This window comes from Streptomyces sp. NPDC007872, from assembly GCF_042868165.1.
Lineage (GTDB): Bacteria > Actinomycetota > Actinomycetes > Streptomycetales > Streptomycetaceae > Streptomyces.
On record NZ_JBIAEA010000001.1, the window covers coordinates 694,253 to 706,408 of the forward strand.

Consider the following 12,156-nt stretch of genomic DNA (forward strand, 5'->3'; position numbering starts at 1 on the left):
GGGCGGTTCCCGCAACCCGGGGAGCGCGGCGCCCGGCGGGAGAGCGCCGCTCCCGCCTCGCTCGCCCACGATCGGCGGACGCCGGCAAGACGTTCCCTAACGGCGGCCCGACGTCCCCTCCTGCTCGTCCAGGGCGGCCAGGAGGCGGCGGAGGGAGGCGCGCGTGGCGCGGATCTCCTCGTCGGGGAGGTCCGCGAAGAGGGAGCGGTGCCGTTCCTCGGCCCGTGCGGTCACGCGGGCCAGCGCGTCCTTGCCGGCGGGCGTCGGAGTCAGCAGGGGCGAGGACCGGTGGTCCGGGTTCACCGCGAGATCGGCCAGCCCGAGCGCCACGAGGTCATGGGCGACGCGCTGGACGTTCTGTCGGCTGACGCCCAGGCGCCGCGCGGCCTGGGGGGCCGTGAGCGGCTCCTCGGACACGACGCTCAGCACCTGCCACCGTGCCTGGGTGAGTCCTTCCGCGCCGGCGGTCTCCTCACCCAGCCGCCGCAGCGCGCCGGCCGCCTCGTAGACGTCGGCGATCAGCAGAGCCGCCTGGTCGGGCATCACGCACTCCCCTCTCTTGACAACACATTGCCCTAAGCGCAACATGTTGTCATCTCGTCCGTTCTCGATCCCCCAGGACACGACATGCCCAGGACCGACCTCTACCGGAATGTTCACATGGGACAGCGCGCCCGCATGTTCGCGCTGGCCGCCGACCTCGGAGCCGCCGACCTCGACGAGCCCGGCGCCCTCACGGCGCACGCCGAACGCTGCCTCGCCCTGACCGGGGAACTCCGCCGGCACGCCGACCACGAGGACACCTTCATCCACCCCCTGCTGCGGGAGCGCGCCCCGGCCGCCGCCGACGCTCTGGACGCCGAACACGTCCGCCTCGACGCCGCCTTCGTCGCGCTCGACGCACGCGCCCGCGACCTGCCCGCCACTCCCGCCGACGGCCTGCCGGAAGCCCGGCACGAGCTGTACCTGGCCCTCAACGAGATGGTCTCCGCCTACCTCGTCCACCTGCACGCCGAGGAGACCGTCGCGATGCCGGCCCTGTGGGAGCACACCACCGAGGACGAGCTGGAAGCCGTCTTCGCCGCCTTCCAGGCCTCCCGCACCGCCGACGAGACCCTGGCGGACCTCCGCGCCATGCTGCCCGCCCTGCCGCCCCCGACGCGCACCGCGATCGTCCGCGGCGCCGTCGGGGCGACACCGGGCGAGGAGCACCGCACCCTGGCCGCCGTCACCACCACCCTCACCCCCGACCAGCGTCGCCACCTCTACGCCGACCTCGGCCTACCGGAGACCTGGGCGCTCCACGGCTGAGGGCCGGACCCGGCGCACCGGATCGGCGCCGGGTGTTCGGAAGGCCGCCGTCAAGGCCACCGGCGGTCACGCGGCCGTGCGGCCGACAGGCCCTCGTCGCACTCCTCGTCCGCCGCGTAGGCCGACGTCATGACGTCCTCGGGAACGTCCGTCGAGGCGGAGCCCGGCGGGACGGAGTTGAGATCACCGCCGTAGACGGTCCGGCAGCCGGGCCGGGTGTACGAGTGGACGATCTCCTGGAGTTTCGCGGCCTGTTCCCTGCGCTTCGAGCCGTCCGCGTCGTCCGTCGGCAGCCCGGCGCTGAAGTGGGCCGTGCAGAACTGCATTGCCTGGGACGGAAGGACGGCGCAGATCGCGGTCCGCTACTCCATGCGGACCCAGTCGGTTCCGATGGCCCTGTTCTGCGGCGACGGCAGGTCGTACGACGTGTACCAGAGGTTCTCGTCCGGCACCGCACAGCCGGTTCCCGTCTTTCCCTCCAGCCACGTCCCGATGGTCTTGGCCTGCGACTCGCACATCTCCTGGAGGAACACGGCACGGTACTGCCGCGTCTCCGCCGCGGTACCCATCCGGTCGGTGATCCGGGCACCCAGGGCGGGGCCTTCCACCCGGTGGTTCCCGCAGTCGGAGTTGTGGTTCGCGCAGACGTTCCACGTCATCACGCGGAAGTCGGCCGACGGAGCGGGAGAGGCGGGCGCGGGACGGCCCCCGGCGTCGCTCGCGTTCTCCTCGCCCAGGTACACGAGCTGGAACTTCTGCCAGGAGCCGACGGAGTCCGCCCGCGCCCACGGACTTGAGCGCGTACTTGTCGCTCGACGTGACGGGCACCGGCCGGGACTCCACCGCTTGAGCCGGTACGGGTGTCACGGCGACCAGCGCGAACAGCGCGGAACACACCACCAGGCGGTGCGCTGTTTTTCTCGTCCTCATACCTCGACTCGGTCCGGGAACGGCCGAACGGGGGACGGTACGGTGCCGCCGCGACCGCGCACGAAGGTCCCGAACGACATCCGTCAGGTCCCCACGCCCCCGTACGGCCTCCGGTGCAGAGTCGCGGTCAGCCGTTCGCGGTGACGGTCTTGGGGTCGACCACCTCGCCGGCCGGCGGCTGCTCCACCTCGACCTTCTCGTTGTAGTCGCTGAACAGCGTCTCGCCGGGCTGCTTGCCGCCCTCGGAGACGGCCTTGAGGATGTAGGGCTCGCCCTCGGTGGCGACGTACAGGGTCAGCTTCTCGCCGTCGGCCTGCTGCTTGGTGAGCGTCAGGGCGTCCTTGCCGTCCACCTCGGTGGTGGCACCGCGCCGCATGCCGTCGCGCTCGGACTTGTCGCTGTCCATGGCGGCCAGGAGGGCCTGCTTGTCGCACATGCCCTGGGTGGACTTGTCGCCGGGCCCGCTCTTGACCCACTTGTCCTGGAGCCGGTCGATCGCGGTGTCCGTGCCGGGCCGGCCCTGCAGGGCGTTCTGCCAGAACCGCTCGTTGCCCCGGACGTAGAGGTTCTGGCCGGCCTGCCGGACATCCGCCTTCGCGTCGTTCATCGACATCGTGCCGAGACAGTTGTCCTTCTCGTCGACCTGGAACTCCGTCTTCACGGCCGCGGGCGCGCCCTGTGCCCGTGAAGTGCCGGTGATCCGGACGGAGTCGGCGTCACGGGTCGCCTTCACGGCCTCGGCCGCGATGGCGTCGGCGCTCTTCCCGGCGAAGGCCTCGTCCGAGTCGCCGTCCCCGCAGCCGACGAGAGCGGTGGCACCCGCGCAGACCATTGCTGCGGCGAGAACGGTGTGCTTCCTCAGGATGCGTACGGCCATGACGTCCCCTTCCCTGCGGAACAACGAATTCCGCTTCATCCGGTTCGATTGTGTGCGGCTCCGAGTACCCGTCTTTTCAAAAAAGAACGTCAATAATCAGGACATCGTTTCCGGCCACACGGGCCGGGTCCCTGTCCGGGCCGGCATCCAGGACCGTGTCCGAGCTCGCATACACAGGCCGCCCTCTCACCCCGCCAACCTCCCCTCACTCCAAGGCCCTTGACCCCCGCCCACGGTCCCTGCGTGTAACCCGTACGGCAGCCGTCACGCGCCTCCACGCCGGGGGCGCTCCTTTTGCGCGGGCGGCGCGGCGGGCGCAGTCTGGCCGCATGACCTCTGACACCCCCGGCGGGGCGACGCCCGTCCCCGCGCACACCTCGGGCCCCGGCAACACCGTCGTGCGCTACGGCGACGAGAGCGCCGCGCACGTGCTCGGCGTGTACCTGGACCCTCGCTGCCCGTACTGCAAGCGGATGGAGAACGGCCTGGGCACGGTGATCCGGGAAGCGGCCGACGCCGGGCGCTTCCGGGTCGAGTACCACTTCGCGACCTTCCTCGACGACGACGCCGGCGGCAGCGGGTCGCTGCACGCCCTGGCCGCGCTGGGGGCGGCGCTCGACGAGGGGAGCGAGCCGTTCGCGCTCTACCTGAGGCTCCTCTACGCCGAACAGCCGCCCGAGGAGGAGGACGGCTTCGCCGACGAGAAGACGCTGCTGAAGCTGGCCGGGGAGGTGCCGGGCCTGGCCACCGGGGCGTTCACGAGCAAGGTGTCCGGGGGCGTCTACCTGCCCTGGGCACGCACCGTCTCCGCCGCCTTCGAGCGCGACGGCGTCGAGTCGACACCGACCGTACTCGCCGACGGCGCCCCGATCGCGGTACTGGGCCCGGGCGGCTACGCGGTGACCCCGGAGGCGTTCTCCGCCCAACTGTCCGAACGCTGGGGGTGAGGCGAGGGCGACCGGGGGCCGTTGCCGCCCGGAGCACCCGTTCGGCGGAAGGGGGCCGGTCCGCCTCCTCGCGCGGCGAAAGGGAGCCGGCACGGCCGCCGGAGAGGACGTGGCAGGGACTGTCACGACGCCGACCTTCGGCCGGCCCGCCTCCGTCTGCGCGGAGAGCGCCGCATCCGGGCCAGCGCCTGCACCGGCAGATCCTTGGCAGATCCTTCAGCAGGAAGGCGAGGCGGGGTGCGTCGTATCCGGCGTCCGCGATGACGAGAACGTCCGGATCTCCACTCTCCCACTGACCTGCGACGATCAGCCGCTCGACCAGTTCGCGCAACTGTCAGGCGGTGGCGGTTGCGGTGTCGTCTCCAGGGGCGGGACCGCAATACGTCCAGCGGCGCGGTCCACGAGCTGCGGCCGGGCTCGAGCGCACAGACGATCGAGTAGGGCCAGCCGGGAACGGGAATGTGCTGTTCCTTGCCACGGCCGTAGGTACGACACAGAATCCGCTGGGGTGAGGTGTGAGCGTCGGGCCGCAGCCGGCAGGTGACGTCGACGGCCAGGACCAGCCGGCCGTCAGCGGCTCGTGGCAGAGGCACCGAAGCCAGGGCCTGTCGCATTCGGCCCGCGTCGACCTGGCCTCGGGTCGGCGCGGCATAGAGCCCGCCGTGCCCGCGGGGTGTTCGCCCACCAGCGACAGCTCGGCCGGCGACCTCACCGTCCCGTCCCCGCGCAACACCGCGTCCGCCAGCTCGAACAGGGCATCCGAACGAGCGGTGAGGCAGGAGTAGGACTCGCCCCGGAAGCGTGACAGTTCGGCCAACGGCTCTCGCCGCGCATCGTGATGCAGCAGGCCCATCCTCACGGCCTTCGTGCTGGACATGCGCGTTCCTTGGTCGGAGCACGTGTTCAGACGAAGGCCGCTTCCACGTAGGGCGATTACCGGACCGAGCGATCAAGTACGACGCACCGTTCGACGATGCACGTCAAAGATCAAGCCAGGCCCTCGTCGAGCTCTACGAAACCGGAGAACGCACCGGCTACACCAGCCCCGAACGGGTAGCCGCCGACTATGCCGCTGCCTCCCTCCACGAGGCGACGGCAGCGCTCCCGTCCCAGCTCCGCGCCTTCGCCGCCGGGCTCGGAGGTCCCGGCTCCGGAGAAGAGGACCGGCCCCCCGGCGACCCCGACGAGCAGTAACCCACCCCCATACCCCGGGGCGGCGGCGGACACGGCCGCTGCCCCGGGGCTGCACCACCCGCACCACGAACGCGAGGAGAACCCGTTGACCACGCACCAGCCGCCGGCACTCCACGGCCTCGGCCCCTACCTCGCCGCGCTCCCCGAAGCGGACGTGCAGCGCTGGCTCGACCTCGCCGAGGACCTCGACCCCACCGGCACGCCCGCCGACACCCGGACGCTCGTCGACGCCCGCCTCGCGCAGGCAGTCAGTGACGGCACGCCCTGGGCGCTCCTGGTCCACTGGGCGCTCGGCAAGACCCGCGAGGACGCCGAGATCCTCCTCCAGTACGGCCCCGACGTCCTCACCCAGACCTACCGCACCCGCGGCTACTCCCCCACCGTCGCCCAGGAGATGACCGACGCGATGACCCGCATGTGCAGCCCCCGCGACTGACCCGCCCCAGAGCAGGTCCTGGAGCTGGAGCAGCAAAACGGCCCCGCCCGTCATCGTGGTGGACGGGGCCGTCCCCGTCTCGTGACCGTGCGACGACGTTCGCCACAACGGGGTGAACAGGAACCGTCGAGCCGGGCTGTGCGACAGGCCGGTTCCTCCAGAGCACGGTCCCATCGTGTCGAGTCAACTGCCTGGATCCCACGGAAACACCAGAGGTTCATGCCACTGGCATATACCAGATACGACCACCGCGACCACGCAACCCTCACAGGTTGCTCACATTCAGAATGTAGACAGGAGGGACATGCGCTCCAGATCCGGAATCGCTTCCGTATCCACAGTGGTGTCTCTTCTTCTCGCTGCCCAAGTGCCGGCTCTTAGAGGTCGTTTTGGGGGGGGGGGGGGGTGGGGGGGTGGGGGGTGGAGACCGGGGGCAGCACCACAGGAAAGGGGGGGGCGCCGGAGGGGGAGGGGGGGGGGGCGCGGGGGGGGGGGGGGCGCCCGCCCCCCCCCCCCCGGGGGGGGGGGGGGCGGCCCCCCCGGGGGGGGGGGGGGGGGGCGGGGGGGGGGGGCCCCGGGGCCCCCCCGGCCCCTCCGGCATTTCCGGACGGGGCGGCGTGAGAATTCCCGGGTTTGAGCCGGAGAATCCGAGAGAGAAGGAGTGCAGGGCCGGTCGGACAACCGGACCCGATGACCCCGGACATCGCATTCGTTTCAGGAGGATTCTCGTGACCACCCCCGAAAACAACGTGTGGAATTACGGATCCGCCTCCGGCTACGACGCCGGGACGGACATCACGGGCTACCGCGTCGAGGCGACCGACGGCCACATCGGGAAGGTCGACAAGCACTCCAACGACGTCGACTCGCAGTACATCGTGGTCGACACCGGCGTCTGGATCTTCGGCAAGGAGGTCCTGCTGCCGGCGGGCACGGTGAAGCACATCGACACCGCCAACGAGACCGTCCACGTGGCCCGCACGAAGGACGAGATCAAGAGCGCCCCGGAGTTCGACAAGGAGAAGCACCTCGGCAACCCGGGCTACCACGACGAGGTCGGCGGCTACTACCACGGCCACGGTCCGCGGATCTGACCCCCGGGCCCGAGGCCCGCATTTCTCCGGAATGCCTGCCGGCCGGAAACCATCACGGTTTCCGGCCGGCAGGCATTCCGCTTTTCGAGATCTTTTCCGGCGGGTCCTTTGTGAGGGCCGCTACTTGCAGACGGTCCCGGACTTCGGCACCTTCCCGTCGAGCAGGTACGCGTCCACCGCCTTCTTCACGCACGCGCTGCCGCCGTTGTAGGCGCCGTGCCCCTCGCCCTCGTACGTCAGCTCCACGCCGACGCCCTTGCCGAGCGCGTTCACCATGGCCCGGGCGCCCTCGTACGGCGTGGCCGGGTCGCCGGTGTTGCCGACCACCAGGATCGGCGCCGAGCCGGGCGCGGAGACGTCCGGGTGCTCCCAGGCGCCCGGCACCGGCCACTGCGAGCAGCCCGCGAGCGACCAGCCCATGAAGTCGCCGAAGACGGGGGAGGCCTCGCGGAACCCGCCGAGCCGCTCCTTCGCCTGGCCGAGGGTGTAGCGCTCCTTGAAGTCCACGCAGTTGATGGCGGCGTTGGCGGCCTGGATGTTGCTGTACGAGCCGTTCTGGCTGCGTCCGTTCATCGAGTCGGAGAGCGAGAGGAGCAGCGCCCCGTCGCCGCCGTCGGCCGCGTCGAGCCCCTGCTCCAGATAGGTCCAGAACTCCTTCGAGTACAGGGCCTGCGCGATGCCGTTGGTGGCCTGCGTCTGGGTCAGCTTGCGGTCCCCGATGCCGGCGATCGGCTTCTTGTCGAGGGACGCCAGGAGGTCGGTGACGAAGGTCTCGATCTCGGCGACGCTGGAGCCGGGCAGCGTGCACTCGTCGCCCCGGTCCACGCAGTCCTGGGCGAAGTTGTCCAGGGCGAGCTGGAAGCCCTTCGCCTGGCCGAGGGCGCCGTCCTCGACGCCCGCCTCCGGGTCGACGACGGCGTCGAAGACGGCCCGGCCGACGTTCTTCGGGAAGAGGTGGGCGTAGACGCCGCCCAGCTCCGTGCCGTACGAGATGCCGAAGTAGTGCAGCTTCTCGTCGCCGAGGACCTGGCGCATCAGGTCCATGTCCCGGGCGGCGTTCTCGGTGCCGACGTGCGGCAGGGAGGGGCCCGAGTCCTTCTCGCAGCCGGCCGCGTACCTCTTCTGCGCGTCGGACAGCGTCCGCTCCTCGGCCGCGTCGTCGGGCGTGAAGTCGAGGGCGTAGTACGCGTCGAGCTCCTTGTCGCCGAGGCACTCGACGGGGTCGCTGCGGCCCACCCCGCGCGGGTCGAAGGAGACCAGGTCGTAGCGGCCGCGCAGGGTCTCGTAGTCCTCGGCGAAGCTGGGCAGGCCGGTGACGCCGGAGCCGCCGGGGCCGCCGAAGTTGAAGACGAGCGAGCCGATCCGGCGCGAGGCGTCCCGGGCGCGGGCCCGGATGAGGGCCAGCTCGATGGTCTCGCCCTCCGGCTTCGACCAGTCGAGCGGGGTCTGGAGGAAGGAGCACTCCCAGGCGCCGCCGCCGGGGAGCGCGGACGGGGCGGGCCCGCCGCCCTCGGCCGGGGACGGCGGCGGACAGGGCGCCCAGGACAGCTTCTGCGCCGTCAGCGCGGGGCGGCCGCTGGGGCCCGACTCCTTCGGCGGCTCCGAGGCGTCGCTCCCCCCGTCCGAGCAGCCGGCGGCGAGCAGCACGGCGGAGGCGGCGAGCAGAGCGGCGCGGTGGGCTGCGGAGGTCGGCATGGATCCATGGTGGGCCGTCGGTCGCGCGTTCGCGCGGGAGGGGGGCCAAGCGGGTGGCCCGGGCGTGTCGGGCCGGCCGCGACGGTGCCTCGCGCCCCGTCTCCTCCGGCTCCCCGTCTCCTCCGGCTCCCCGTCCTCTCCGGCTCCCCGTCCCCTACAGCGCCTCGCGTCTCGTCAGCCAGCCGAAGCAGAGCCAGCCCGGCAGGACCGGCAGCCACAGGGTGAGCAGGCGGAAGAGGAGCACGGCCGGGGTCGCGACCTCGATCGGCAGGTGCCCCACCGTCACCAGGCCGCCGATCAGCGCGCCCTCGACCGCGCCGATGCCGCCCGGCGTCGGCGCCGCCGAACCGAGCGCGTTGCCCGCGAGGAAGACGACGGCCACGCTCGCGAAGCTGATCGATTGGCTGTCGTGGCCGAAGGCCCGGATCGAGGCGTCCAGGCAGAGCACGAACGCGCCCGTGAGCAGCAGCATCCCGCTGATGCCGGTCACCAGCTTCACCGGCCGCTGGAGCACGTCCAGCATGCGCGGCACCACGCCCGCGAAGAGCGAGCGCAGCCGGGTCGACACGAACTTGCGCATGAACGGGATCGCCGTCACCACCAGGACGAGCACCGCGACCGTGAGCAGTCCGGCGATGACCGTCCTCGACGGGGTGAAGGACCGCGACTTCTCCGTCCCCGTCAGATAGCCGAAGGAGAGCAGGAGCAGGATGTGCGCCCCGAGCCCGAAGAGCTGCGAGGCGCCGACGCTGGCCACCGCGAGCCCCGGCCGGACCCCCGCCCGCTGGAGGAAGCGGGTGTTCAGGGCGACGCCGCCGACCGCCGCCGGGGCGACGATCTTCACGAACGAGCCGGCGACCTGCGCCACCACCGTCCGCCGGAACCCGACCCGCTCGGGCACGAAGCCCAGCAGGCTCATCGCCGCCGCGACGTAGCTCAGCGCCGAGAACAGCACCGCCGCCGCCACCCACCGCCAGTCCGCCTCGCTGATCGTCGACAGCGGGGTGCTGGCGATCTGCGAGAGCAGGAAGTACGCGGCGACCGCGCCCGCGATCAGACTGACCAGGGTCCGCGGCTTGATCCGCTCCAGACGCACCGGTTCCACCGGGGCCTGCGGGCGGATCAGGAGCACCTGCTGCCGGATCTGGGCGAGCAGGTCCTCCTCGCGGGCCTCGTCGAGCGCCGTGTCCAGGGCCCGCTTCTCGGCCTTCTTGTCCGCCTTCTTCTCGGCCTTCTCGGCCTTGCTCCCGGCTTTGGCCGGGATCCGTACGGCCGTGTGGTCCGGGCTGTCGGCGGTCCCGGCGGTCCCGGCGGCCTCGGCCTTGGCGAGCTCCCGCTCGCGCTTGGCCGCCGCGGAGGCCTCGAGGACGGCCTCCCGCTCCCGCGCCGACCGCTCCCGGGCCAGTCTCCGCAGCGTCGCGCGCGTGGAGCGGCTCAGCGCGATCGGCTGGAGCAGCGGCAGACAGCCCGCGACGGTGTCCGGACCGAGCACCTCGACGGCCGCGGCGACCGCCCGCTCGGCCCCGACCCGCAGGCCGAGGGTGGTGAGCAGTTGCGCGACGTCCATCCGCAGGACCAGGTCGCCGGCCGCGATCTCGCCGCCCCGCAGATCGGTGAGGACCACCCTGCCGGAACGATCCACCAGAATGGCGTCCCCGGTGAGCCTGCGGTGCGCGATCCGGCGCGACTGGAGCGCCTTCACCTGCCGCCAGGCGCTGCGGGCCAGGTCGTCGGTGATCTCGTGGTCGTCCAGCGCGTCCAGACTGCGGCCGCCGATGTGCTCGTACACGAGCATCACGGCGTCCGGGCCGAGTTCCGAGGTGGCGATCAGCTTCGGCGCGTTCGCCCCGGCGGCGATCGCCGCGTACGCGAGGAGCGCCTCCTGTTCCAGGGCCTGGCGCAGCGAGACGATGGAGCGGCGGGTGGTGATCGTCCGCAGGCTGATCCGCCGCCACGCGCGGTAGAAGAAGCCGTGCGCCTGCTGCTCCCGGTCGACGACGGTGACGTCGAGCGGCGGACCGTCCTCCAGGGTCACGATGTACCGGCGGCCCCGGTCCCCGCTGTCGGCGGCGTCGGGCACGCCCTCCGCGCGCAGCGCCGTCACCGGCCGGAAGCCGACCCGGCGCAGACCGGCGAGCAGGGTCTGGCCGGTGGGCCGGACGTTCGGGGAGCCGACCGCGTACAGCGTGCCGTACGCCACCGTCCAGCCGATGAGGACGGTCAGGACGATCGAGAGCGCCGTGGTGTACCCGGCCACCAGCATCGTGAACGCGTCGAGCAGCAGCACCGCCCAGAGCGACACCCGCCAGCGGGGTCTGCGGGCCATCCCGACCGCGGTCATGTACGCGATCACCGGGGCGAGGTAGTTGTGCACCGGGTCGGTCAGACCGCCCCCGGACTGCGGCTGGGTCAGCGCGTCCCGGATCGTGCCGGGCGCGGCCTCGGCGACCCAGAGGTCGGTGGCGAGGGTGACGCCGTGCGCGAGGACGGCGGCGAGGACGCCGTCCGCGATCCGCAGCCCGTCGCGTTTGATCAGCCGCTCGATGGCGAAGGCGACCGGGACCAGGAGGACGGCGATGGAGGAGACGAGACCGGCGATCTTGACGAAGACGTCGGGGGCGCCGCCGGCGCCCGCGTTGATGTCCTTCTCCAGGCCGGAGGTGGTGAAGTGCGCGAACGCGGCGACGGCGAGCACGAGCCCGATCGCGAGCAGGCCGCCCAGCAGCCGCATCAGGTCGGAGGGCCGGTGGACCCGGGCCGCGAGCAGCGGCTCGTCGCCGGAGACCCGCTCGGGCACGTCGGCCCTGCCCTCCTCGGGAGGCTGCGTCTCCTGCCCCATCACCCTGTCCGTCCCTGCCCGCGCGCCGTGTCGCTCTCGTCCTCGTACGCGTTCTTCTTCGTGTCGTTCTTGTCGCTCTTGATCTCGTATCACCAGTCACCGCCCGCACGATGGTGGCACGAAGAGCTCCCGGGCGGAGGCATCAGGGCCATGTCGGTGGAGTGAGGCAGGATGGGACGGACGGGTCCGGAGGGGCCCGTGCGACGGGACGGACGAGGCTGGAGGGGCCCGTGGGGGAGGCCGGAGAGGTGCCGGAGGAGCGGACCGGGCCGGTGGCCGGGGAGCTGCCCGCGTACGCGGAGCGGGTGCTCGACGTCGCGGACGCGATCCCGCCGGGCCGCGTGATGAGCTACGGCGACATCGCCGAGTGGCTGGGCGAGGGCGGGCCGCGCCAAGTCGGCCGCGTGATGGCCCTGTACGGCGGGGCGGCGCCGTGGTGGCGCGTGGTCCGCGCGGACGGCACGCTGCTGCCCGGCGCCGAGCCGCGGGCCCTCGCCCACTACCGCGAGGAGGGCACGCCGCTGCGGCAGGCGGGCCCGGCGTCCGAGGGGCACGTGCCCAGGATCGACATGCGGCGGGCGCGCTGGGACGGGGTGCCGGCCCCGGGCGCGGACGCGGGTGCGGAGGCCGGGGCGGACGGCGGTGCGGACGTCGGCGGGGGTGCCGGAACTCACACGTGAGGGCATCCGCCCAGGAGGTGCGGGCCGGGCGGGGCGGACGGACCGGGCGCGGTACGGGAAGCGGTGCGGAGTGCGGCTCGCCGCCGCCCGGCTTCGCGTAACGTCGTCGTTCGCGTCTTCCGGGGCGGCCACGGCACCCGGCCGCCTCACCCG

The 12,156-nt window shown here is 72.4% G+C and carries 11 protein-coding genes and 1 pseudogene; 5 read left to right on the forward strand and 7 right to left on the reverse strand.

The window, feature by feature from the left end; all coding sequences use genetic code 11:
• Positions 1 to 96: 96 nt before the first annotated feature.
• Positions 97 to 543, reverse strand: a complete 447-nt coding sequence (locus ACFYNX_RS02750; RefSeq protein ID WP_388656919.1) for a MarR family winged helix-turn-helix transcriptional regulator — start codon at positions 541 to 543, stop codon at positions 97 to 99.
• 84 nt (positions 544 to 627) lie between these two features.
• Here ACFYNX_RS02750 and ACFYNX_RS02755 point away from each other — a divergent pair, with 84 nt between their 5' ends.
• Positions 628 to 1,311: a hemerythrin domain-containing protein gene (locus ACFYNX_RS02755; protein WP_388656922.1), complete on the forward strand. Its 684-nt coding sequence runs from the start codon at positions 628 to 630 to the stop codon at positions 1,309 to 1,311.
• Positions 1,312 to 1,361: 50 nt separating this feature from the next.
• On the opposite strand, the gene ACFYNX_RS02760 is transcribed toward ACFYNX_RS02755, so the two are convergent.
• The 3 genes from ACFYNX_RS02760 to ACFYNX_RS02770 all read right to left on the reverse strand — a co-directional run bounded on the left by ACFYNX_RS02760 (position 1,362) and on the right by ACFYNX_RS02770 (position 3,118).
• Complete coding sequence (locus ACFYNX_RS02760; protein ID WP_388656926.1) at positions 1,362 to 1,637, reverse strand: hypothetical protein; 276 nt, start codon at positions 1,635 to 1,637, stop codon at positions 1,362 to 1,364.
• 36 nt (positions 1,638 to 1,673) lie between these two features.
• Complete coding sequence (locus ACFYNX_RS02765; protein WP_388656929.1) at positions 1,674 to 2,054, reverse strand: hypothetical protein; 381 nt, start codon at positions 2,052 to 2,054, stop codon at positions 1,674 to 1,676.
• Between the two features lie 314 nt (positions 2,055 to 2,368).
• Positions 2,369 to 3,118 (reverse strand): hypothetical protein, encoded by a 750-nt coding sequence (locus ACFYNX_RS02770; protein ID WP_388656932.1) that lies wholly within the window; start codon positions 3,116 to 3,118, stop codon positions 2,369 to 2,371.
• Between the two features lie 329 nt (positions 3,119 to 3,447).
• Between ACFYNX_RS02770 and ACFYNX_RS02775 the strand changes: the two genes are divergently transcribed.
• On the forward strand, positions 3,448 to 4,065 hold the full coding sequence (locus tag ACFYNX_RS02775) for a thioredoxin domain-containing protein (protein ID WP_388656935.1): 618 nt from the start codon (positions 3,448 to 3,450) through the stop codon (positions 4,063 to 4,065).
• A gap of 143 nt (positions 4,066 to 4,208) precedes the next feature.
• Here the strand turns inward: ACFYNX_RS02775 and ACFYNX_RS02780 are convergent.
• Positions 4,209 to 4,918, reverse strand: a pseudogene (locus ACFYNX_RS02780) (transposase); the annotation flags it as partial.
• Between the two features lie 426 nt (positions 4,919 to 5,344).
• On the opposite strand from ACFYNX_RS02780, the gene ACFYNX_RS02785 reads away from it, so the two are divergent.
• Together ACFYNX_RS02785 and ACFYNX_RS02790 are read left to right on the forward strand one after the other, a co-directional pair.
• On the forward strand, positions 5,345 to 5,695 hold the full coding sequence (locus tag ACFYNX_RS02785) for a hypothetical protein (RefSeq protein ID WP_388656938.1): 351 nt from the start codon (positions 5,345 to 5,347) through the stop codon (positions 5,693 to 5,695).
• 728 nt (positions 5,696 to 6,423) lie between these two features.
• The gene (locus ACFYNX_RS02790) at positions 6,424 to 6,789 is read left to right on the forward strand and encodes a PRC-barrel domain-containing protein (protein WP_388656941.1); all 366 of its coding nucleotides are present in this window, start codon (positions 6,424 to 6,426) and stop codon (positions 6,787 to 6,789) included.
• A 120-nt stretch (positions 6,790 to 6,909) separates the two neighbouring features.
• On the opposite strand, the gene ACFYNX_RS02795 is transcribed toward ACFYNX_RS02790, so the two are convergent.
• Positions 6,910 to 8,484: an alpha/beta hydrolase gene (locus tag ACFYNX_RS02795; RefSeq protein WP_388656944.1), complete on the reverse strand. Its 1,575-nt coding sequence runs from the start codon at positions 8,482 to 8,484 to the stop codon at positions 6,910 to 6,912.
• Positions 8,485 to 8,638: 154 nt separating this feature from the next.
• Positions 8,639 to 11,323 carry a lysylphosphatidylglycerol synthase transmembrane domain-containing protein gene (locus ACFYNX_RS02800; protein ID WP_365541200.1) on the reverse strand — a complete coding sequence of 895 codons (2,685 nt, stop codon included), beginning with the start codon at positions 11,321 to 11,323 and terminating at the stop codon, positions 8,639 to 8,641.
• Positions 11,324 to 11,484: 161 nt separating this feature from the next.
• On the opposite strand from ACFYNX_RS02800, the gene ACFYNX_RS02805 reads away from it, so the two are divergent.
• On the forward strand, positions 11,485 to 12,003 hold the full coding sequence (locus tag ACFYNX_RS02805; RefSeq protein WP_388656947.1) for an MGMT family protein: 519 nt from the start codon (positions 11,485 to 11,487) through the stop codon (positions 12,001 to 12,003).
• The last annotated feature ends 153 nt before the right edge of the window (positions 12,004 to 12,156 follow it).

Bases quoted from the DNA above. Each gene is read 5' to 3' on its own strand.
- ACFYNX_RS02750 (WP_388656919.1), bottom strand. From the start codon at position 543: ATGCCCGACCAGGCGGCTCTGCTGATCGCCGACGTCTACGAGGCGGCC.
- ACFYNX_RS02755 (WP_388656922.1), top strand. From the start codon at position 628: ATGCCCAGGACCGACCTCTACCGGAATGTTCACATGGGACAGCGCGCC.
- ACFYNX_RS02760 (WP_388656926.1), bottom strand. From the start codon at position 1,637: ATGCAGTTCTGCACGGCCCACTTCAGCGCCGGGCTGCCGACGGACGAC.
- ACFYNX_RS02770 (WP_388656932.1), bottom strand. From the start codon at position 3,118: ATGGCCGTACGCATCCTGAGGAAGCACACCGTTCTCGCCGCAGCAATG.
- ACFYNX_RS02775 (WP_388656935.1), top strand. From the start codon at position 3,448: ATGACCTCTGACACCCCCGGCGGGGCGACGCCCGTCCCCGCGCACACC.
- ACFYNX_RS02795 (WP_388656944.1), bottom strand. From the start codon at position 8,484: ATGCCGACCTCCGCAGCCCACCGCGCCGCTCTGCTCGCCGCCTCCGCC.
- ACFYNX_RS02800 (WP_365541200.1), bottom strand. From the start codon at position 11,323: ATGGGGCAGGAGACGCAGCCTCCCGAGGAGGGCAGGGCCGACGTGCCC.